Below are 21,997 nucleotides of genomic sequence, written 5' to 3' on the forward strand. Positions count from 1 at the left end.
AGTTTAAGAAATTTTACTTGTATGAATTAGTAGGATTGACTATAATGAAAATGAAAGAAGGTGTCGAAATGAAATACCTCGTAACTTTTGTTTGGGGATTTATTTTAAGTCAAGTAACCTATTATTTAGGCTCAGCATTAGCACAATCTCCATATAACTTTACAAATGCAGTTATTGTTGGAGTTTTAGTTTCATGTGGAATTGTATTCATTCAACATGTCTTTATGAAACCAACTAAAACTGCACCACAAGAACATCAATAAAAAAAGCATCTCAAGGGAGATGCTTTTTTTATTATTAGAAATTACGTCTCCTCATTCATGAATGAAGAAACAGAAAAGACTGTCCATAGTAGCCCCAGTACTAGAAGCCTCTTGGCTTCTAGTACAGGAAATTTCGAGACCTAGGCTCGAAATTTAGCAATGAGACAGCTTCGCTGGCTGCTTGCGTCCTGGCTACTATAGACTAGTCTTATTAAAATCATGGTTATTATTGTTCGATCTCACGTTCTTGCGCCCATTCGAAATGGAAAACTCCTGGTTTGTCCACACGATTATAAGTGTGTGCACCAAAGTAGTCACGTTGCGCTTGAATTAAGTTAGCTGGTAAAACTTCTGAACGATAAGAATCATAGTAAGCTAATGCACTTGAGAATGTTGGAACAGGAATTCCTGCTTGAACAGCTGTCACAACAACTTCACGAACGGCTTCTTGATAAGATTCTGTTACATATAAGAAGTATTTATCTAATAATAAGTTTTTCAATTCTGGATCACGTTCAAATGCATCTGTGATTTTTTGTAAGAATTGAGCACGAATAATACATCCAGCACGGAAAATTTTCGCAATTTCCCCATAATTTAAGTTCCAATCAAACTCTTCACTTGCTACACGCATTTGAGCGAATCCTTGCGCATAACTCATAATTTTAGAGAAATACAAACCTTTACGAACTGATTCGATTAACGCTTGTTTTTCAGTATTAGATAATTCAGGAACTTTAATTGGAGATAATTCTTTACTAGCAATTTCACGTTCTTCTTTTAATGTAGAAATATAACGTGCAAATACTGATTCTGTAATTAATGGAAGTGGCACACCTAAATCTAACGCACTTTGAGAAGTCCATTTACCAGTCCCTTTATTACCAGCAGTATCCATAATCACTTCAACCATTGGTTTACCTGTTTCTGGATCTTTTTTCGTTAAAATATCAGCAGTAATTTCAATTAAGTAACTATCTAATTCACCAGTATTCCAAGATTTGAATACTTCTGCAGTTTCTTCTACTGATAATCCACCTACACGTCGTAAAATATCATAACTTTCAGCGATTAATTGCATATCACCATATTCAATTCCGTTATGAACCATTTTTACATAATGACCTGCTCCATTTGGACCAACATAAGTTACACATGGTGCTCCATCATCAGCTTTAGCAGCAATTTCTTCTAAGATTGGTGCTACTAAATCATACGCATCTTTTTGACCACCAGGCATAATTGCAGGACCTTTTAATGCTCCTTCTTCTCCACCAGAAACTCCTGTACCGATAAAGTTAATGCCAGAATTAGCTAACATTTCATTACGACGCATTGTATCTTTGAAGAATGTATTTCCCCCATCAATTAAAATATCACCTTTATCTAAATGTGGTAATAAACTTTGAATAGTTTTATCTGTTGCTTCCCCAGCTTTAACCATTAATAAAATTCTTCTTGGCTTTTCTAATGAAGCTACAAATTCTTCCACTGTATAAGTTGGAACTAATTTTTTGTCTGGATGTAATGCAATAACTTCATCTGTTTTTGAAGATGAACGGTTAAAAATTGAAACCGAATATCCACGACTTTCAATATTTAAAGCTAAATTACGACCCATTACTGCCATACCAACGACACCAATTTGTTGTTTTGACATTTAAAATTCCTCCAATAATTAATTTAATTTACTTACATATCATACCAAAATTTACAATATTAGGAAAGCTATTTGCATAAAAAGCAAGTTTTCATTGACAATACTACTTGAGTATTTGCTCTAATTCATGTAAACTAACTATGATTCAAATTAAAGGAGAGATATTAGTGTCAAGAAAACCAAGTAAAAAACAAAAACGTAATCTTTCAACAATGGAAAAAATCACTCGTGTTGTTGTATGGTTTATGTTATTAGCAACATTAGGCGTAATTGTATTCCAATTTGCAATGACTGTTATGAATTATAAATAGTAAAAAAACGATTATAACTCAAATGTTATAATCGTTTTTTTATTAGAATTCAGCTTTTAAAGCCTCTACTTTATCTAATTGTTCCCATGGTAAGTCTACATCTTTACGTCCAAAATGTCCGTAAGCAGCAGTTTGTTGGTAAATTGGTCTACGTAATTGTAATGTTTCAATAATTCCTTTTGGAGTTAACTTGAATACTTTACGAATCGCAGCAATTAAGTTTTCTTCTGAAACATGATTTGTTCCAAAAGTATCCACAGAAATCGATACTGGTTGAGCTACCCCAATTGCATAAGCTAATTGGATTTCACATTTATCTGCTAAACCTGCAGCTACTACATTTTTAGCAATATAACGTGCAGCATAACTTGCAGAACGGTCAACTTTTGTTGCATCTTTTCCTGAGAATGCTCCTCCACCATGACGAGCATATCCACCGTAAGTATCTACGATAATTTTACGTCCTGTTAATCCAGAATCTCCAACCGGTCCACCAATTACGAATTTTCCTGTTGGATTAATGAAATAACGTGTTTCATCATCTAATAATTCACTTGGTACAACTGGTTTGACAACATACTCTAAAATATCACGATGAATTTGTTCTTGAGAAATTTCTTCATCATGTTGTGTACTGACAACAATCGTATCAATACGTTTTACTTTATGGTCTGTTGTATATTCAACAGTTACTTGAACTTTACCATCTGGTCCTAAATAATCTAATTGTTTTTCTTTACGAACTTTTGCTAATTGATAAGCTAATTGATGACTTAGGTAAATTGGCATTGGTAAGTAAGTATCTGTTTCATTTGTTGCAAAACCAAACATTAACCCTTGGTCTCCAGCACCAAACTCTTCTTGTTGTCCACGAGTTTCTAAAGCATCATTAACCCCCATTGCAATGTCAGGTGATTGTTTATCTAAAGAAACCATTACGGCAACACTATCCGCATCATAGCCATACTTACGATCAGCATAACCAATTTTACGAATGGTATCTCTTGCAATTTGTTGATAATCGACTGTTGCTGTTGTTGTAATTTCACCAACTAATACGACTAAACCTGTATTAACGACTGTTTCACAAGCCACACGAGCGGTTGGATCTTGAGCTAAAATAGCATCTAATACTCCATCACTAATTTGGTCTGCGATTTTATCGGGATGTCCTTCTGTAACTGACTCCGATGTAAATAAAATTTTTTCCATTGTTTTTCCCCCATTCAATTCCGGTTACAAGGCATCTACACGTTGTGTATCCTCTCGGGAATATCATATTTTTTTAAGACTAAACCATTATAGCATTATTTTTAAAAATTCCTAGTATTATTTCTCTTTTTTATACATTTATTTTGTGAAAATGTCATGAAATCGTTTAAATATTGCTTGACAAGCTAGATTAATTTACCTATCATGAAAATAAAAAAGTATTTTCGAGGTAATTTATATGTCCGCAAATTCTATGGTACATCCAGAAATACCTTATATGAAGCAATTGACAAATCCATTATGGGGTATATTGTTAGCTCCAATCAGTTATTCATTTTTAGGTTTTTTCCTAGCCATTAAAACAAATGCTATTCCACTTTCTGGCTTACTCGTATTATATTTTTTCTTGTTTATCATTAACTTACAAGAAATGATGTATTCTAAATTTTATAAAGTTCCAAAACGTGGGCAATCCGTTGTACTACTCTTAACAAATTTTTTATTACTGCTACCAATTGTTTATTTTGTACAAACTTTTGGAATTCGAATTGGAATTATTGCAGCTTTAGTTGTCGGAGTAAATCATAGTTGGATTTTCCATTTACAATCAAATCATCCTGCATATGCATATCATGTACTATTGAATGCTTTAGCAAAATTCACAGTTGGAAACTTTTTAATGTATTATACAATTACAAATCAAATTCCAAATAGTATTTTCCAAGTATTTTTATGCTATGCAATCTTTGGAATTAGTATGATACAGTTTAAACAAAAATCAGTTGAACGACATAATCCTGAGAAACTAGACTATCCTGTTTGGAGTATGTTTTTATCTCTTATTTTTAACTTATGCTGGTTAATTGCTTATCCAATTAGTTTTTATGTAGTAGGAACACATTTTTCATTATTTGCATTAATTCTTATTGGTATCAGTGGAATTATTCCAATACTATACCATATTCTTTTAAAGAGAACTGCAAAACCAAGTAGAATTAGCACCTATTTCTATTGGTACGCGACATTATTAACAATTTTAATTGGAATTTTTTATCAATTATAGAAATATCCCTTCGTCGTAAAAGATGAAGGGATTTATTTTTTTATTTTAATAATTGCTTGTATATTCACTCTATGTTACGATAACTAAAAATAAAAGTGAGGTGAACTCAAGATGGCAAACTACTCTTATGATCCAAATAATAATCGTGGATACATTCCTGGCAGATATGTGAATAAAGTTATTTTATTAGTGTTAATGTTCTTTTTAGGTGGATTTGGAATTCATTATTTTTATGAAGGGAAAAATTTAAAAGGAATTCTTTCAATTTTATTTTCTTGGACATTCATTCCTTCAATTATTGCATTCTTTAGATTTATTGCAACAATTTTCAAACCAACTAATGAATATGGAGATATTTTTATTCCATACAATTAAAATGTATAAAAAGAAACCCCTTGATTGCTCAAGGGGTTTTGTCTTTCTATTAACGACGACGTTCTTGGATACGCGCTGCTTTACCACGTAAGTTACGTAAGTAATATAATTTAGCACGACGAACTTTACCGTAACGAACTACTTCGATTTGTGCTACACGTGGAGTGTGTAATGGGAATGTACGTTCCACACCAACACCGTTAGAAACTTTACGTACTGTATAAGTTTCGCTGATACCAGCACCACGACGTTTAATAACAACACCTTCGAAGATTTGGATACGCTCACGAGTTCCTTCAACTACCTTAGCGTGAACACGTACAGTGTCCCCAGGACGGAATGAAGGAATATCAGAACGTAATTGTTCTTGTGTTAAGCTATCGATTAATTTGCTCATGTTTTTTTCTCCTTCCAACAAACATTCATGATTTGGCCGAATGTCCAACCAGCGGAATATCGTTTTATATGGATAGTCTCCTATCCACTTTTGAGAGTTTATCACAGATATGATTAGTTGTAAAGTATTTTCACTTTACTTTTTTAAATTTTTTTAGTGTTCTAAAGTCATACAATATAAGGATAATACATGTAAATCATCTAAGGAATACCAAATCTATTTTCCAACTTTTAATGAACTATTTGTACTACATCGTTATTCGATTATTTCTCATTCATACTCTCTTCTTGAATAATTTCTTGTAGTAACTTTTCTTCTTCTTTATCTAATGAATAACTTTCTAATAAATCGGGTCTTCTTTGATACGTTCTTCTTAAGGATTCTTTTTTCTGCCAAGTTGCAATTTTGGCATGATTTCCACTAAATAATACTTCTGGAACTTCCATTCCTTCATATTCTCGTGGACGAGTATACTGAGGATGCTCTAATAATCCCATCGAATGAGAATCCCCAATAGCTGATTCGTAATTGCCAAGTACATCTGGAATTAATCGAACCGTCGCATCAATCATCACCATAGCTCCTAATTCTCCACCCGTTAACACAAAGTCTCCAATAGAATATTCATCTGTTTCGAGCATTCTAATACGTTCATCATATCCTTCGTAATGACCGCAAATAAAAACTAATTGTTCTCCCTTTGCTAATTCTTCTTCATCAGATTGGCTAAATTTCTTCCCTGCTGGATCTAGTAAAATCACTCTCTTTTTAGTTTCCGGAGTTCTCTGTTCTAAATCTTTTAATGCACGGTCAATCGGTTCAACTTTTAATAATAAACCGGCTCCTCCACCAAAGACATAATCATCTACTCGATTGTGCTTATGAAATGCAAAGTCTCTAAAATCAATCGTATCAAATGTAATTTTTTCTTTCTCAATAGCTCTCTTCATCATCGATTGTTCCATTGGAGCAAACATTTCAGGGAATAATGTTAAGACATCGATTCTCATTTTAGTCAAACAACCCTTCTAATACATGAATAAAAGCTTGCTTATTTTCTTTATCGATTTTATAAACAACTGGTTCGATAAATGGAATTAACAAATCTTTCTTCCCTTTTTGTTTTACAACCCATACATCATTGGAGCCTGGAGATAAAATCTCAGATACTTTTCCTAAATGTTCTCCTTCATCTGTAATAATCTCTAAACCAACTACTTCATGATAATATAGTTCATCTTCTTCTAATTCTTCTAAAGCATCGCTTGACACTTTTAATAAACAATCTCTATAGCCTTCCACATCTTCAATTCGAGGATGATCTTCAAATGTTAATAAATCAAAATTTTTATGGCGTCGGTGGCTTTTAATCGTAAGTAATTTTTCAAACTCACCATCTCTAAATAAAGCTAATTCTACCCCTTTTTGATAGCGATCTTCTGCAAAGTCCGTTGTAGAAATTACACGAACTTCCCCTTTTAATCCTTGTGTATTAACAATTTTTCCTACTTTAAAATATTGTGACATCTTTTCTACTTCCTCCTCACAATTCATTACTGTTATCATACGTGAGAAGCAAACAAAATTGCAAACAAAATCCATTTTGAGCGGAAGGTATAAAAAAAGTTCAACAACTCCTAAGCGAAATTGTTGAACTTTTTTCTAGTCATTGTTTTCAATGCTTAAACGAACACGTTTTTGGTTTCTAGTGCGAATACTATAAACAATTGTACGAATTGCACGAGCAACACGTCCTTGTTTTCCAATAACACGTCCAATATCTTCAGAATTCACACGTAATGTGTATTCTAAAAATTCATCTGATTCTGCAACTTCAATTGTTACATTATCTGGAAAATCAACCAATGGTTGAACGATTGCTAAAATTAATTCACGAATATCAGGCATTCTTTTCACCTCTTTACCGAATTATCTCGATGAGAAAAATTACTTAGAAAACTTTGATTCGTGGAATTTCTTCATGATACCTTGTTGTGATAATAAGTTACGAACAGTATCTGAAGGTTGAGCTCCGTTAGCTAACCATTTTAATGCTAATTCTTCGTTGATTGAAACTTGTGCTGGGTTTGCAACTGGGTTGTAAGTACCAACTGTTTCAATGAAACGTCCATCACGTGGAGAACGTGAATCTGCAACTACTACACGGTAGAAAGGATTTTTCTTAGATCCCATACGTTTTAAACGAATTTTAACTGCCATTTTTTTACACCTCCATGTTTTCATCTCACAGTTAGATATATTATCAGAAAAAAAATCAGTTGTAAAGTATTTTTTCTTTACACCCTAATTTTTTTATTCAAATTTCCACTTTTCCCTCTTAAAACCCTTATTTTATAAAGAAATTAGCGTTTTCTTGAATTATTTGATATAATATGGCTGATATTATACTTAAAAAGAAAAGAGTTGAAAGTATGCCAAATTCAAATAACTTTCGAGAAGTTTCAAAAGAATTCTTGAATTTTTGGAATCAACCCTTGCAAAAAAACTTACGTTTTATCTTTAATGTGAGTTTCTCCGTTATCAAAAATCTATTATTTATCCTTTTATGTGGATGTATTTTATTAGGAATTTTTGGTGCGGGTATTGGTTTAGGATATTTTGCAAGTTTAACTGCCAATGAAAAACCTTTAACACAAGAAGAAATGGCAGATGCGATTACGAATCTGAATTTAGTTTCAAGTTTCTATTATCAAGATGGTGAAAAAATTTCTGATGTTACAAGTGATGAAGTTCGTTTAGTAACAACACTGGATAAAATTTCTCCATATGTTAAAGATGGAATTGTTGCAACAGAAGATAGTTATTTCTATCAGCATAATGGAATTGTTCCAAAAGCACTCGTTCGTGCACTACTCCAAGAAGCTGTATCGTCTAGTTCAGGAGTTTCTGGTGGCTCTACCTTAACGCAACAATTAATTAAACAACAAATCTTAACAAGTGAAGTTACTTTTAAGCGTAAAGCAAATGAAATTTTATATGCACTTCGTTTAGAAAAACATTTTTCTAAAGATCAAATTTTAGAAGCTTATTTAAATGTTTCTCCATTTGGACGAAATCATAATGGACTAAATATTTCAGGTATTGAAGAGGCTGCTCAAGGAGTATTTGGAGTATCTGCTAAAGATTTAACTCTACCTCAAGCTGCATATTTAGTTGGAATGCCTCAAAATCCGATTACGTATACTCCTTATACAAACTACGCAACACTAAAAGAAGATGTTTCTGCGGGATTAACTCGTATGAAAACTGTTCTATTTAGTATGTATCGTGAGAAGAAAATTACAAAACAACAATATGATGAAGCTCTTGCTTATGATATTACTCAAGACTTTTTAGCTCCTGAAGAAATCTCAACTCAACGTCAATCTTATTTATATCAAGCCGTTAATCGTGAAGCTACAAAAATTTTAATGAAAAAAATGGCTGAAAAAGACCGATTAACATATGACCAATTAAAGAAAGATACAGAATTATTTAATCGATATTACGATCGTGCTAATGCTGAATTAGCAACAGGTGGATACAAAATTACTTCTACTGTTGACCAAAGTATTTATGAAGCAATGCAAGAATCCACAGCTATTAACGGAAGTAAAATTGGTCCAACTTACCAAACACCATATATCGATCAAAACACTGGTGAAGCAAAAAGACAAACGGATATGGCACAAAATGGTGCTGTATTAATTGAAAACAATACTGGACGTATATTAGGTTTCGTTGCTGGACGTGATTTCCAAGTAAACCAAGTAGACCATGCTTTTTCAACCCATCGTTCTCCTGGTTCAACGATTAAACCATTATTAGTTTATGCTCCAGCAATGGAAAACAATATTATTTATCCAGCAAGCATTATTCCAGATACAAAAATTAGTATTTTACAACAAAACGGAACTTATTGGGAACCGACCAATTATGGGAATCGAATTTCAAACAATTTCTTAACAGCTCGTCATTCATTAAAAAATTCATTAAATAACCCAACTATCAAAATTTTCCAAACAATGCTGTCTAAAGGCATTAATGCTGGAGAATATTTAAAGAAGATGGGAATTCAAGGAATTGGTGAAGAAGAGTATCAAAATATTGCTTTATCCATTGGCGGTACTAAAACAGGACCAACTGTAATGGAACAAACAAGCGCCTTTTCTACTTTAGCAAATGGTGGTGTTCATCACGAAGCCTATTTAATTGAAAAAATTGAAGATATTCGAGGGAAAGTTGTTTATCAACACGAAGATGTCTCTACTGAAGTCTTTTCCCCTGCTACTGCATATTTAACAACGGATATTTTACGTCAAGTAGCTGCAACAACAGATTTCTATAATATTAAAGGTAACCTGAAATTTACTGCAGATATTGCAGGTAAAACTGGTACCTCAGAATTTGAAATAGATAACTGGTTTGTGGGATATACTCCTGAAGTAACTCTAGGTTCATGGATTGGATATGATAATTTCTACAGTGCTCGTTACTCCATTACAGAATCTGATGGCTATGGACATCCAACTATGAGAAGTTTACGAAATTGGACAAGCTTAATGAATGCAGTCTATAGTGCAAAACCAAGTTTATTTAATCAAAGTGCAAAATTTGTCCAACCTTCATCTGTCTATCAAGATTCTGTAGTATCTACAACAGGGACAAAACCCGGAACAGCTACTTATAATGGTCAAACCTATTCCATTGGTGGCAGTACGACAACGGATTTATTCAAAAAAGACTTCGGGCCAATTGCTCCAACTTATCATTTTGCTGTAGGAGCAACTAATGCAGAATTAGAAAAATACTGGAATGGTCAAAGTGAGAAAGAAAAAGAAGAAGAAAAGAAAAAAGCTGAGAAAGAAAAAGAAGCTAGCGAAGATAAAGATAAGAAAAAATCATCTTCAGAAAAACCAAAACCGACTTCTTCAACACAGACAACAAAATCTAGAAATTAATAAAACGACTTCGAGGTTTCCCCTCGAAGTCGTTTTTATAGTTATTTAGTTGTTTGGCGATATTCAATCTTATAAGGTAAAGTAATTTCAGTATCCGCTACTTCTTCCTTATTCATAATTTTCGTTAACAATCTCATCGCCACTGCTCCAATATCATATAAAGGTGGCGCAATTGTTGTTAATGTTGGGCGAGCCATTTTAGTTAATTTTGAATTATTACTTGAAATTACTTCAAACTCTTTTGGTACATTTACTCCACGATCATACAATCCATTTAACAAACCAACTGCCGCTTCATCATCTGTTACCACTGCTGCAGTAATTCCAGCATTTAATAATTTTTCTGATAAAACTTCACCTGATTGATACGTTAATGGAATTTCAAAAACAAATTTCTCATTATATTTAATTTTAGCTGCTGATAAAGCTTCTTTATATCCATCTAAACGTAAATCAGAAGCAAATGTATTTTTCAATGAAGCTGTTACGAATGCGATATTTTTATGGCCATTTTCAATTAATTTTTGAACTGCTTCTTGAGCAGCTACTTTATAATCAATATTTACAGAAGCAACTACATGTTCTGGATCAATTGTTCCGGCTAAAACAATTGGTGTTTTAGAACGAATAATTTCTGAACGTAGCTCTGGAGTTAAATTATTTCCCATGTATAAAATACCATCCACTTGCTTAGATAATAAGGTATTTAATACTTGAATTTCTTTATGATTATTTTGATCTGAATTTGCTAAAATAATATTATATTTATACATTGTAGCAATATCATCAATTCCTCTAGCCAGACTAGCAAAATATAAATTTGTTACATCTGGAATAATAACTCCCACTGTTGTTGTTTTTTTACTTGCAAGACCTCGTGCTACTGCATTTGGACGATAATCCAATTCATCAATAACATCTAAAACCTTTTTTCTAGTTGCTGGTTTAACATTTGGGTTTCCATTCACCACTCTGGATACAGTTGCCATGGAAACATTTGCTTCACGAGCAACATCATAAATTGTAATTGTTTGTTTTTCCATATTAATTCTCCTCTAATTATTAAAAAAACTATGTAATCGAACACCATTCTAGGTAAAGGTTATCATTTTTCACGAAGTTTTGCAAGCGTTTCATATAACTATTTTCATATTTTTTGAAACTCTTTACATTTCCTTTACTATTTGTGATAAAATATGCTTACAATAAAAAAATACGGGGGATTTATTATGAGTAACAAACAAACTTATACTAATTTTATTACTGCTTTAAAACAGCTTGATTGTGATATTGCATTCATTCAAGATCCTACAACGGTTAGTTTATTAACCCACTATACAACAGATCCACATGAACGAGTTTTAGCGATGGTTGTATCTGTCAATCATTCTCCTCTACTCTTTGTACCTGCTCTTGAAAAAAACATGGCACAAGCTGCTGAACCAACTTATACTGTTATAAGTTATCAGGACCATGAAAACCCATGGGAAATTTTAACTTCTGCTATACAAAAACAATTTGATTTACCTACTAAATGGGCGGTAGAGAAAAACTTTATTACTTTACATACTGCTGAAAATTTAAAAAAAGAAAACTCAGAAATTCAATGGGCTGATGACTTAACAACTATCATTAATGATTTACGTTTAAGAAAAGATGCCGATGCGATTCAAAAATTAAAAGATTCAGGAACCTATGCAGATAAAGCTGTAGAAATTGGGATTCAAAGTTTAAAAGAAGGCATTACAGAATTAGAAGTTGTTGCTAAAATTGAATATGAAATGAAAAAATTAGGAATTACTTCAATGAGTTTCGATACAATGGTATTATTTGGAGACCATGCTGCTGATCCTCATGGGGTTCCAGGAGATAGAAAATTAAGAAAGAATGAGTGGGTACTTTTTGACTTAGGAACTATGCATAATGGTTATGCTAGCGATATGACTCGTACCATTTTCTTTGGTGAAGAAAATGCTAAAGATGTTCGTCATCAAGAAATTTTTACTATCGTAAAAACTGCTCATGATTTAGCCATTCAAGCTGTTAAACCAGGAATGAAAGCAAGCCAGATTGATGCGATTGCACGAGATTATATTACAGAAAAAGGATATGGTAAATACTTTATCCATCGTTTAGGTCATGGAATTGGTCAAAGTTGCCATGAATTCCCATCCATTATGGAAGGTAATGATATGATTCTAGAAGAAGGCATGTGCTTTTCTGTCGAACCAGGTGTATATATCGCAAATGACTATGGGGTTCGTGTAGAGGACTGTTTAGTTGTCACAAAAGATAGTTGTGAGTTATTTACCCACTTCCCACAAGAAGTTACAAAAAATTAGGATAAAAGAAAACCGAGGAAATATAAATTTCCTCGGTTTATTATTTATTGTCTTAAAAACCGTAGCTTGAGCAATGAGACTCGTTTTCACGAGGCCGCTTGCGTCCTTAGCTACTTCAGGTAAGTCTAAATTACTATTTTACGTCTTCTTTTAACTCCGCAACAACTTCTTCTGCTTCTTCTTTTTTAGCTAAGAAAGTATCTTGAACTTTACTTACAGTTTGAGAAACTTCTTCTTTTAAGTTAGTTGCAGATTTTTTAACAGTATCTTTAAATTGAGAAGCTGAATCTTTTAAATTCACACGAATATCTTCTGTAGCATTTAAAGCTACTTCTGATAATTCAACACCTTTTTCAATTGAAATATCTACATACTCAGATAATTGCTCTTTCAATTCATCTGCTTTTACTGCTAAATCTTCACGTAATTCTTTACCTGATTTTGGTGCAAATAATAATGCAGTAGTTGCTGCTGCCACACTTCCAATAAATGCTCCTAAAAGAAATCCGCCTGTTTTTTTACCCATTTTTCTTCACTCCGTTCATTATTTTTTCTTTCTTGATAAAATCGCTTTTCCAACAGATAAAACCCCTAAAGTACGAGCTGGTTTAATGCTCGATACTCTAGTCGCAAGGGAACGAGTTGAATGATTTACATCAGAAACTGTTAATCCTAAATCTCCAATAGCTGTAAATAATGGATCCGTTCTTTTTACTTTTCCATTAATATCATCTACTAAAGCATTTGTTTTATTCAATAATCCCTCTACTTCGATAGATAAATTATCGACATCCCTTGTAATAATTTCAATAGAGTTGTTCACATGGTCTATTGTTTTATCTAATTTATTTAAAACTGGATTAAGTTTTAAGACTAGAAATACTACTAAACCTAAAAATGAACATGCTGCAATTAAAGCTGCAACTTCTATTCCAGACATTTTGAACATCCCTCCTCAATTTCCGATATTATTAATCATAATACCATTATCACGAATAAAACGCTACTAAAAGTGATATAGTATTTTCTAAATTATTTTAATTATGATAAACTATATCAAGTAGCATAAAAGGAGGTTACTCTATGGATATTCGTTCGACAGTACATAGTTTTTTTGAACAATATTGGCTTTCAATCCCCTGGCAAATAATTTTATCTGAGATTTTATCGAAATTAATTTCGTTGGCAATTCTAAGTATTTTATTTATCGTTGGGAAAAAAGTTTTACATAAAATTTTTCAAAAGACTGTACTTTCATCTATTAAATTATCCTCACAAAGTATTGCTAGAAAGCATACCTTAATGAGATTATTAGAAAACTGTTTAGACTATTTACTATACTTCGTATTAATTTATTGGATTTTAGTCATTTTAGGAATTCCAATTACAAGTCTATTAGCAGGAGCTGGGATTGCTGGTGTTGCCATTGGTTTAGGTGCTCAAGGATTTCTAAGCGATGTCGTAAATGGTTTCTTTATTTTACTAGAACGTCAATATGATGTTGGAGATACTGTTATTATTGGTTCGGTTACAGGAACTGTCGCAAGTGTTGGCGTAAGAACCACTCAAGTACGTGGTTTTGATGGCACTCTTCATTTCATTCCAAACCGTAGTATTTCTGTTGTTAGTAATCAATCTAGAGGAGATATGAGAGCTTTAATTGAAATCCCGCTTTATAATGACGTAGATTTAACGATTGTTTATGATACAGTCGAACAAGTCAACACTAAAAATGCTGGACAATACACAGAAATTGTAAAAGGCCCCACTATTATCGGTCCACAAACTCTTCCAAATGGACAATTTGTTTTCAGAATTAGTATTTTCACAAAAAATGGAAAACAAAATATGATTTATAATCAATTCTTAAAATTGTATCAAGAAGCTTTAATTGAAGCAGGCATTTCACTTCCAACAAGTAATACCGCACTAAATATTGCTAATAAATAAAAATGTTACTCCCGTAAAAAGGAGTAACATTTTTATTATTTTTCCACTAATTCATATTTTTTATTCAATTCATGAACCATATAATTCACTCGTTTTAATACTTCTTTTCTAGTCACAATTCCTACAAATTCCTTTTCATCATTCGTAATACATAAGAAATTATGGTCGACTAATTCATTCAATACATCTTCAATATCTGTTTCCAATGTAATCGTTGGAAAGTTTGTTTCCATGGCTTCTTTTACTTGAAAATCATGTAATTGACTTAAATCAACCTCTTCTAATGTCGCCACTTGATTTAAAATCATCGCTAATGAAATTAATCCTGTTAATTTATTTTGACGATTAACAACTGGAATCAGTGAATAACGTACATGAGTTAAGACTAACATGGCATGATCTAATGTATGATCTTCTTCCAAAATCGCTACTTTTTCTGCTGCAATAAATAATTTATCCTTTTCTTCTAGTAATAATTCTTGTACTACTCGATTAATCATGAATAAATCCTCTTTCTGCATCTAAATGATACTTATAATGAAGTCCCTCTAATGGGTGATGTTTCATATCAAAATATTGTAATTCAATTTCTGATTCTGAATGAATTGTCAATACAGCATAAGTCGGAGTCATGGCAAAATGTCCTCTTGGATAAGAAACACTTCCTGAATTCATACATAATACTCCGTCATAAGTTTCCTCGTATAGTTTATGCGTATGACCGTAAAAAGCTACTTGAGCTCCTTGTTCTTTAGCAAATTTGGCTAAACGATACACACCACTATTCACTGATTGCATATGACCATGCGTTACTAAAAATCGAATGCCACCTTCTTCAAACACTTCTACTTCTGGATAATTTGTATCATAATCACAATTTCCTGTTACTCGAAGACAGTCTTGAAAAACTTCATCTTCATATGGAAACTCTGAATCACCACAATGAATAAAACGAACATCTGATTCTGTTTGATAGTGTTCAATTACTTTTTGTAATGCGATTTTTTGTCCATGATTATCACTCATGATAATAATTTTCATACGTTCACCTCTTACTAATGATTCACTGATTCTAGCCATTCTTCCCATTGTTCCACTAATAAGTTCACAGCTTTTGCACGGTGACTTATTTTATTTTTTTCTTCACGAGATAATTGCCCAAATGTTTTTTGAATTTCTGGAACGAAAAATAATGGATCATATCCAAATCCGCCATCTCCTGAAGGGAATTTTGCGATTTCTCCATCACAAATGCCTTCAACAACTAAAGATTCATGATTTGGTGCAGCCATTACTAAACAACAATGGAAATGTGCACTTCTTTTATCAGACGGTAATTCCCCTAATTCAGCTAATAATTTTGCATTATTCGCAGCATCACTTTTTTGATTTCCAGCAAATCGTGCAGAATAAACTCCTGGTTGTCCCTCTAATGCATCCACACATAAGCCTGAATCATCTGCTAATACAATTTTTTGAAGTCTTTCAGCAATTGTTTCTGCTTTTAAACGAGCATTTTCTTCAAATGTATGACCTGTTTCATCTACATCATCTAATTCTGGAAAATCTAATAATGTTTTGACATTATATCCTTTTGGTTCAAAAATACTTGCAAACTCCTTTGCTTTACCGGCATTTTTTGTAGCGATAACTAATTCTTTTTGAGACATATTTTCCTCCATATAAGGTTCTAAACGAACTTTCTCAACCGTTAACGGACTTCTATTTAACCAATTTTCCGCAATTTCTTTAAATAGAACGGGTGAACCAGTTGTATAGATTTCTAATGCTGGAGAAGGATTCGTTTCATAATTTTCTGCTAAATGATTAAAATCTAATAACGTACTAACGGTCGACACAGTTTCCGCCCCTGAATCTATTAATATAACTTGAGGTCCTACAACTGCTTGGATTCTTTGTTTTAATAAAGGATAATGAGTACAACCTAATATTAAAGTATCAAATTCTTTCCCCATTAAAGGTTGTAATGTTTGCGCAACCACTTTTTTGGCAATGGGAGAATCTGTCTGGTTACTTTCCACTAAAGGAACAAATTTTGGACATTCTAAACTTGTCACCTTTAATTCATGATTTTTCTTTTGTAATGTTTTACGATAAACGTCACTTTGAATTGTTGCATGAGTACCTAGTACTGCAATTTTTTGTGTTTTTGTTTGTTTAATGGCTGCTAAACTTCCTGGTTGGATTACGCCTACTACTGGAATGTCTAATGTATCTTGTAATTCTTCTAAGACTACTGCTGTTGCTGTATTACAGGCAATAACAATCATCTTTACGTCTTTTTTAAGGAGAAATTGAACCATTTCCTTGGTAAATTTTCTGATTTCTTCAACTGTTCGATTTCCATACGGGCATCTTGCAGAATCTCCTAAAAAAATCATTGATTCATGAGGCAATTGCTTTAAAGCTTCTTTTAAAACAGTCAATCCTCCTACACCCGAATCAATGAATCCTATTGCTTTCGACATGTTGTTCACTCTTTCTTCTTTTCTCTTGATTCATTATACCATGGATTGTTCAAATTTGTAGGAAAACCCTATTTTTCTTAAATTTCTCATAATAAATAAAACATGTTAGCAAAAACTACTAACATGTTTTATCGTTAAATAACTGAAACTGTAATCTTACTTTGATGTTTATATACGACAAGGAAGTAAATGATGAGCATTAACCCACAAACAATAGAAGTTCCCAAAATTGGAAATTGAAAATATACATATAAAAGTGTAAATACGATTACGTAAAAATTCGGTATCAATATTGAAATTAAAAAGAATGTTCCCGCAAATGGATAAATTAAAAAGAATAAAATTATAATCATCTTTTTAGATGTAAACTTATTAACAATAAAGAATAAAATGGTCCATCCTAAATAATCTGCGAATAGTTTTAATATCATTGCAATTAAAGGAAAATCTTTAAAAGGAGGCAAAGTTGAACTAAACGATATACGAACAAGTCCCCAAATCCAATCTATCTTTATAAAATTTAAAACAAAAACACTAATCAATACATATACACTAATGATCAACAATTCATTCACAATAATTTGTTTTCGAGTTAATCCTGCCAATGTACTCAATTGAAATTGAGAAATACATTTTAAAAATATACTCACTATGATACCAATCATAAGGATTATATTTCCCTCTATAGTAGGTCTAAAACTATCCGAATAGAAAATCGTGAAATCTGGAATAATCCAATTTCTTAAGAAATTAAAAATCGGAAATAGAGAAAGTACCGCACTTAGAAGGGCAAAAAATAGTAAAGTAATTCCTATGATTTTTAACCGTTCTAATAAAAACATCTTCAACAATCTTTTTTGTAAATTTGACATTATTCTCTCCTCTTGCTTTTAAAACATCGTTCATTCTTCCTTAAATTCTCTTGGTTCATTATACCATGGATTATTTGATTATGTAGGAAAAACATGTTAGCAAATACTACTAACATGTTTTATCGTTAAACATCTGAGACTGTACTTTTACTTTCATGTTTATAAATTGCAAGTAGGAAGAAAATTGTCATCAATCCACAAAGAATGATATTTCCAATCAATAGATTTTGAATATAGAAATTTAAAATCGCTAATAAGAAAGTTAATAAATTCGGAATCGATGTCACAATCATGACAAGAACTCCAACGATTGGATACATTAAAAATATCACAAACACAAATGCTTTTTTCGATGTAAACTTGTTCATTACAAAGAAGAAAGTTGTCACTCCCATAAAACTTGCAAACAAGCTAAGAAAAATAGCGATCATTCCTGTTATAGAATTTAAACCAAACTGAATCATTTCTACACTAAAATAAATATGAACCGACCCGATTGTCCAATCCATGTGTAAAGCTGAAGCCATCAAAAAGATGATTACAGCGATTAGTACATTGATACTATTCAACAACAATTCATTCATAATAATTTTCGTTCTAGTTAACCCTGCCATCGTACTCAATTGAAATTGAGGGATACATTTTAAAAATATACTGAATATCATCGCAAACGTTATTAATGTACTTCCCTCAAACTCAAACTCAAACACAAAAGTTTCCATACGAGGAATCAGTGAAAAAATAACAACTATACCGCTAAAGAATAAAAATGAAAATCCCATCACTTTTAAACGTTCAATAAAGAATAACTTTAATAGCCTTTTTTGTAAATTTGACATGACGAGCACCTCTACATTCCTACGCCGACTTCTTTACTTTCATGATGACGAATCACAACGTATAATAGTAAAACACAAATGGCAATCATTATATAACTAAGTGGAATATTATATTGAATCATTCTATCTAGGAAATTATTTACCACTTCTGAACGAGCAAATATTCCTAAAAGTACAAATATTCCCCCTAAACTTGTTGCAGTAACGATTAACACAATTTTTTGATTGTTAAACTTATTTAAAATAAACCCTATAATTGATGAGAATAAAAACATCACTAGTAACCATCCCCATAAAGAAATAGTTCCTAAAACAAAGTCATTTTCTAGATCAGTCCATTGAATTAAATGAATTCCCACTGAAGCTGCTTTACCAGCCAATACATAAAAGAAAATATTTTTGAGTGTTAATAATGTTGTCATAATAACTCCCATATAAATCGGAAATTGATATTGTTCTCTTCTTGTAAAACTCAATTGATTCATTATTCTAAAATCAGCAACTGAAAAAGCTATTCCTAATAAAGTAATTGCTAAAAAACTTATAGCAGGTAAATTAATTGTAAATGAAAATCCCTCTGACCGATCGATAAAATTTAGAACATTAATGACACCCAAATAAGAACCTAAACCAATTAATAAAATACGTAAATAATCTAAAATTTGAATTTTTAACAATTGATAAAATCGAGTCATCTTATTCACCTTCCTTGCGTGTTAGCTGAATAAAGTACTCTTGTAACGTTAAGCGACGAACGGAAAAATCGGCTGTTTCTTGAGGAACTTGTTGTGAAATAATCACTGCTTGTAATTGATTTCCAACTTCCTCTTGATGAATAACAGTTTGATTTGAGATGAGCTCACTTACCACTGCTTTTGATCCGGTTACTAAATAAGCATGTTGTAAAATTTCTTCCACACTTGATTGTTGGAAAGTGACCCCATCACGAATTACAATCACTTCTTCTAATAAGTAAGAGATTTCTTCAATTAAATGTGTCGCAATGACAAAAGTTCTCGGTCTACGAGCATACGCTTCTAATAATTTTTTATTAAATAATTGACGGTGGTTTGCATCTAATCCTAAAACTGGTTCATCTAAAAATACATAGGATACGGGTACACTTAGTGCTAATGTTAACTTTACAATACTCTTATATCCTGTAGATAATTCAACTAATTTCTTTTTCTCATCAACTCCGAATGCTTTCATGCATTCTTCGGCAAACTCGGTATCAAATTCTGGATAAATTTGTTGGAAAACTTTAACAATTTTTTTCACTTTCCAATCAATTGGGAACCAATTTTCAGGACTTGATAAGTAAATGTCACTCATTGCTTCTGGAGTTGTCCATAAGGGCTGATTCTCTAATAAGATTTCTCCTGAATTTTTCTCAATTCGATGAGCAATCATATTTAAAACCGTACTTTTTCCAGCACCATTTCTTCCTAGTAATCCATAAATGCTTTCTGGTTGTAATGTAAAGCTCACATCTTTTACTGCAAGATTTTTTTTATATTTTTTTGATACATTTCTAACTTCTAATGTCATATCTTTCACTCCCTTATCGAGTCATTTCTTTTTCAATCATTGATAAAAGTTCCTGACTACTAATGCCTAATGTTTGTGCTTCTTGAACGATGGTTGGAATAGTCGATTCCAAAAATTCTTTTTGTCGTTTTGTTTGGATAATATGCATTGCACCTACGCTAACATAAGTTCCTAATCCTCTACGTTTTTCTAAAATATCTTGTGCAACCAATAAATTCATCCCCTTTAATACTGTTGCTGGATTAATTTGATAACTCGTGGATATCTCTGTTGTTGAAGGAACTTGATCCCCTTCTTGGTAAGTTCCTCTAAAAATTTCTAATTCTAGTTGATAAGCCACTTGTTGAAATAATGGCAAGTCACTTTGAAAATCAAATTTCATTCCTCTCTTCCTTTCTATAAAATCAAACACTTTACCGGTTAACTACTTGTGTAACTAACTATAATCCTTTTATCTCCTTTTGTCAACAGTTCAGAGAATATTTTTTACAATCAGTCAAATGAAATTTAAGAAGAAAAAATTCCCTTTGTCTGCAAGGTCGCTAGCAGCCTCACAAAAGCGAGTCTCATGGCTAAAATTTGAGCCTTGGTCTCGAATTTCCCCTGTAAAAATCCATAAAGAACTGGATTTTTACTAATGCTACAAAGAAAATTTTTTCTTCTTAAATTTTTTATGCAAAAAAACTATTAGATGAGATCCATTTACTATCATGGAAAATAGCATTGGAAATATTGAACGAAGAATACAACAAACTCAAAATAATTGTTTATTGCACAATTTGTGTTATACTAAAGATACAAAAAGAGCCGAGCGCGAACTCGACTCTCTTGTAGACCGTTAAAAAGACGGTGGCTTATTGAATGATTTAAATAACACCACTCAACTCGTCAAAGTTGTGAGCGGTGTTATTTTTTTGTCATTATTTCTATGATTTTGACAATCAATGACAACAATGCCAATAGTACCATGGCAAATGATACAGTTATTTCATCTCTTACTAAAATTTAAGAAGAAAAAATTCCCTTTGTCTGCAAGGTCGCCAGCAGCCTCGCAAAAGCGAGTCTCATGGCTAAAATTCGAGCCTTGGTCTCGAATTTCCCCTATAAAAATCCATAAAGAACTGGATTTTTACTAATGCTACAAAGAAAATTTTTCTTCTTAAATTTTTCTATACACCCAAAACATCCTATCACTACTCATTTTTTCATCAAAAAGAAAAGACTTTTCTCAGTAGCAAACGTACTAGTATCCACGCTTTTGGATACTAGTACTAGGGAAAATTGAGACTTTAGGCTCAATTTTTAGGCATGAGACTCGCATTTTTGCGAGGCTGCTGCCGTCCTTTGCTACATTTAGAAAAGTCTATTTCTTATAAATATTGTTCTAATAATTCTTCTAATTGTTCTTTAGAATGGTAGCCGATTACTTTATTTACGACTTCTCCATCTTTCTTAACAAGTAAAGTTGGAATACTCATTACTCCAAATTGACGAGCAGTATTAGGATTTTCATCAACGTCTACTTTTGCAAAAGTCACTTTATCTCCCAATTCTTCGTCTAATGCATCAATAACTGGAGCTTGCATACGACATGGTCCACACCAAGGTGCCCAAAAGTCAACTAACACAACTCCTTCATTTGTTTTTTCTATAAAATTGCTATCATTTAATGATTGTACCATTAAAATCACCCTTTCTTCTCACTTGTAAAC

26 protein-coding genes and 1 riboswitch are annotated in these 21,997 nt (G+C 32.3%); of the genes, 7 read left to right on the forward strand and 19 right to left on the reverse strand.

Features of this window, described 5'->3' with window-relative positions; all coding sequences use genetic code 11:
• The first annotated feature begins 44 nt into the window (after positions 1–44).
• On the forward strand, positions 45–263 hold the full coding sequence (locus tag RWR88_RS02610; RefSeq protein ID WP_314450544.1) for a YjzD family protein: 219 nt from the start codon (positions 45–47) through the stop codon (positions 261–263).
• A gap of 226 nt (positions 264–489) precedes the next feature.
• On the opposite strand, the gene gndA is transcribed toward RWR88_RS02610, so the two are convergent.
• Complete coding sequence (gene gndA, locus RWR88_RS02615) at positions 490–1,923, reverse strand: NADP-dependent phosphogluconate dehydrogenase (protein ID WP_314348607.1); 1,434 nt, start codon at positions 1,921–1,923, stop codon at positions 490–492.
• 167 nt (positions 1,924–2,090) lie between these two features.
• On the opposite strand from gndA, the gene RWR88_RS02620 reads away from it, so the two are divergent.
• Positions 2,091–2,234, forward strand: a complete 144-nt coding sequence (locus RWR88_RS02620; protein ID WP_314348606.1) for a DUF4044 domain-containing protein — start codon at positions 2,091–2,093, stop codon at positions 2,232–2,234.
• A 42-nt stretch (positions 2,235–2,276) separates the two neighbouring features.
• Here the strand turns inward: RWR88_RS02620 and metK are convergent, their stop codons facing one another.
• Complete coding sequence (gene metK, locus RWR88_RS02625; protein WP_314450546.1) at positions 2,277–3,446, reverse strand: methionine adenosyltransferase; 1,170 nt, start codon at positions 3,444–3,446, stop codon at positions 2,277–2,279.
• Positions 3,444–3,520: riboswitch (SMK box riboswitch) on the reverse strand. Its footprint overlaps the gene before it by 3 nt.
• A gap of 164 nt (positions 3,521–3,684) precedes the next feature.
• Here metK and RWR88_RS02630 point away from each other — a divergent pair.
• Both RWR88_RS02630 and RWR88_RS02635 read left to right on the forward strand, forming a co-directional pair.
• Positions 3,685–4,509, forward strand: coding sequence for a hypothetical protein (locus RWR88_RS02630; protein WP_314450547.1), 825 nt, complete (start codon positions 3,685–3,687; stop codon positions 4,507–4,509).
• A gap of 111 nt (positions 4,510–4,620) precedes the next feature.
• A complete protein-coding gene (locus RWR88_RS02635; protein ID WP_314450548.1) occupies positions 4,621–4,884 on the forward strand; it encodes an NINE protein in 264 nt (87 codons plus the stop codon).
• A 49-nt stretch (positions 4,885–4,933) separates the two neighbouring features.
• Here the strand turns inward: RWR88_RS02635 and rplS are convergent, their stop codons facing one another.
• The 5 genes from rplS to rpsP form a co-directional block, all read right to left on the reverse strand.
• Positions 4,934–5,281, reverse strand: coding sequence for a 50S ribosomal protein L19 (rplS, locus tag RWR88_RS02640; RefSeq protein WP_314450549.1), 348 nt, complete (start codon positions 5,279–5,281; stop codon positions 4,934–4,936).
• A gap of 263 nt (positions 5,282–5,544) precedes the next feature.
• Positions 5,545–6,291, reverse strand: a complete 747-nt coding sequence (trmD, locus tag RWR88_RS02645) for a tRNA (guanosine(37)-N1)-methyltransferase TrmD (RefSeq protein WP_314450596.1) — start codon at positions 6,289–6,291, stop codon at positions 5,545–5,547.
• 1 nt (position 6,292) lies between these two features.
• Positions 6,293–6,808 (reverse strand): ribosome maturation factor RimM, encoded by a 516-nt coding sequence (gene rimM / locus RWR88_RS02650; protein ID WP_314450550.1) that lies wholly within the window; start codon positions 6,806–6,808, stop codon positions 6,293–6,295.
• A 135-nt stretch (positions 6,809–6,943) separates the two neighbouring features.
• A complete protein-coding gene (locus RWR88_RS02655) occupies positions 6,944–7,189 on the reverse strand; it encodes a KH domain-containing protein (protein WP_314450551.1) in 246 nt (81 codons plus the stop codon).
• Positions 7,190–7,228: 39 nt separating this feature from the next.
• On the reverse strand, positions 7,229–7,501 hold the full coding sequence (gene rpsP, locus RWR88_RS02660; RefSeq protein WP_006702874.1) for a 30S ribosomal protein S16: 273 nt from the start codon (positions 7,499–7,501) through the stop codon (positions 7,229–7,231).
• A gap of 212 nt (positions 7,502–7,713) precedes the next feature.
• Between rpsP and RWR88_RS02665 the strand changes: the two genes are divergently transcribed.
• Positions 7,714–10,242: a transglycosylase domain-containing protein gene (locus tag RWR88_RS02665; RefSeq protein WP_314450552.1), complete on the forward strand. Its 2,529-nt coding sequence runs from the start codon at positions 7,714–7,716 to the stop codon at positions 10,240–10,242.
• Positions 10,243–10,283: 41 nt separating this feature from the next.
• On the opposite strand, the gene ccpA is transcribed toward RWR88_RS02665, so the two are convergent.
• Positions 10,284–11,285 (reverse strand): catabolite control protein A, encoded by a 1,002-nt coding sequence (ccpA, locus tag RWR88_RS02670; protein ID WP_314348599.1) that lies wholly within the window; start codon positions 11,283–11,285, stop codon positions 10,284–10,286.
• Positions 11,286–11,471: 186 nt separating this feature from the next.
• Between ccpA and RWR88_RS02675 the strand changes: the two genes are divergently transcribed.
• A complete protein-coding gene (locus RWR88_RS02675; RefSeq protein ID WP_314450553.1) occupies positions 11,472–12,584 on the forward strand; it encodes an aminopeptidase P family protein in 1,113 nt (370 codons plus the stop codon).
• 133 nt (positions 12,585–12,717) lie between these two features.
• On the opposite strand, the gene RWR88_RS02680 is transcribed toward RWR88_RS02675, so the two are convergent.
• Both RWR88_RS02680 and RWR88_RS02685 read right to left on the reverse strand, forming a co-directional pair.
• A complete protein-coding gene (locus RWR88_RS02680; protein ID WP_314348597.1) occupies positions 12,718–13,110 on the reverse strand; it encodes a YtxH domain-containing protein in 393 nt (130 codons plus the stop codon).
• Positions 13,111–13,128: 18 nt separating this feature from the next.
• On the reverse strand, positions 13,129–13,524 hold the full coding sequence (locus tag RWR88_RS02685; protein WP_314348596.1) for a DUF948 domain-containing protein: 396 nt from the start codon (positions 13,522–13,524) through the stop codon (positions 13,129–13,131).
• 143 nt (positions 13,525–13,667) lie between these two features.
• Here RWR88_RS02685 and RWR88_RS02690 point away from each other — a divergent pair, with 143 nt between their 5' ends.
• A complete protein-coding gene (locus RWR88_RS02690) occupies positions 13,668–14,534 on the forward strand; it encodes a mechanosensitive ion channel family protein (protein WP_314450554.1) in 867 nt (288 codons plus the stop codon).
• Between the two features lie 35 nt (positions 14,535–14,569).
• On the opposite strand, the gene cbpB is transcribed toward RWR88_RS02690, so the two are convergent.
• The 9 genes from cbpB to trxA all read right to left on the reverse strand — a co-directional run bounded on the left by cbpB (position 14,570) and on the right by trxA (position 21,967).
• Complete coding sequence (cbpB, locus tag RWR88_RS02695; RefSeq protein ID WP_314348594.1) at positions 14,570–15,034, reverse strand: cyclic-di-AMP-binding protein CbpB; 465 nt, start codon at positions 15,032–15,034, stop codon at positions 14,570–14,572.
• Positions 15,027–15,575: a metallophosphoesterase gene (locus RWR88_RS02700; RefSeq protein ID WP_314450555.1), complete on the reverse strand. Its 549-nt coding sequence runs from the start codon at positions 15,573–15,575 to the stop codon at positions 15,027–15,029. Before RWR88_RS02700 ends, cbpB begins: the two co-directional genes overlap by 8 nt.
• A 14-nt stretch (positions 15,576–15,589) precedes the next feature.
• On the reverse strand, positions 15,590–17,023 hold the full coding sequence (gene racE, locus RWR88_RS02705) for a glutamate racemase (RefSeq protein WP_314348592.1): 1,434 nt from the start codon (positions 17,021–17,023) through the stop codon (positions 15,590–15,592).
• Between the two features lie 134 nt (positions 17,024–17,157).
• Positions 17,158–17,895, reverse strand: coding sequence for a hypothetical protein (locus RWR88_RS02710; protein ID WP_314450556.1), 738 nt, complete (start codon positions 17,893–17,895; stop codon positions 17,158–17,160).
• Between the two features lie 125 nt (positions 17,896–18,020).
• Positions 18,021–18,734 (reverse strand): hypothetical protein, encoded by a 714-nt coding sequence (locus tag RWR88_RS02715; RefSeq protein WP_314450557.1) that lies wholly within the window; start codon positions 18,732–18,734, stop codon positions 18,021–18,023.
• Positions 18,735–18,745: 11 nt separating this feature from the next.
• Complete coding sequence (locus RWR88_RS02720) at positions 18,746–19,429, reverse strand: hypothetical protein (protein WP_314450558.1); 684 nt, start codon at positions 19,427–19,429, stop codon at positions 18,746–18,748.
• Between the two features lies 1 nt (position 19,430).
• Positions 19,431–20,285, reverse strand: coding sequence for an ABC transporter ATP-binding protein (locus RWR88_RS02725; RefSeq protein ID WP_314450559.1), 855 nt, complete (start codon positions 20,283–20,285; stop codon positions 19,431–19,433).
• 13 nt (positions 20,286–20,298) lie between these two features.
• On the reverse strand, positions 20,299–20,667 hold the full coding sequence (locus RWR88_RS02730) for a GntR family transcriptional regulator (protein WP_006702888.1): 369 nt from the start codon (positions 20,665–20,667) through the stop codon (positions 20,299–20,301).
• A 988-nt stretch (positions 20,668–21,655) separates the two neighbouring features.
• Complete coding sequence (gene trxA, locus RWR88_RS02735; RefSeq protein ID WP_314450560.1) at positions 21,656–21,967, reverse strand: thioredoxin; 312 nt, start codon at positions 21,965–21,967, stop codon at positions 21,656–21,658.
• Between the last annotated feature and the right edge of the window lie 30 nt (positions 21,968–21,997).

It is taken from the genome of uncultured Granulicatella sp., from assembly GCF_963528195.1.
Classification (GTDB): domain Bacteria; phylum Bacillota; class Bacilli; order Lactobacillales; family Aerococcaceae; genus Granulicatella.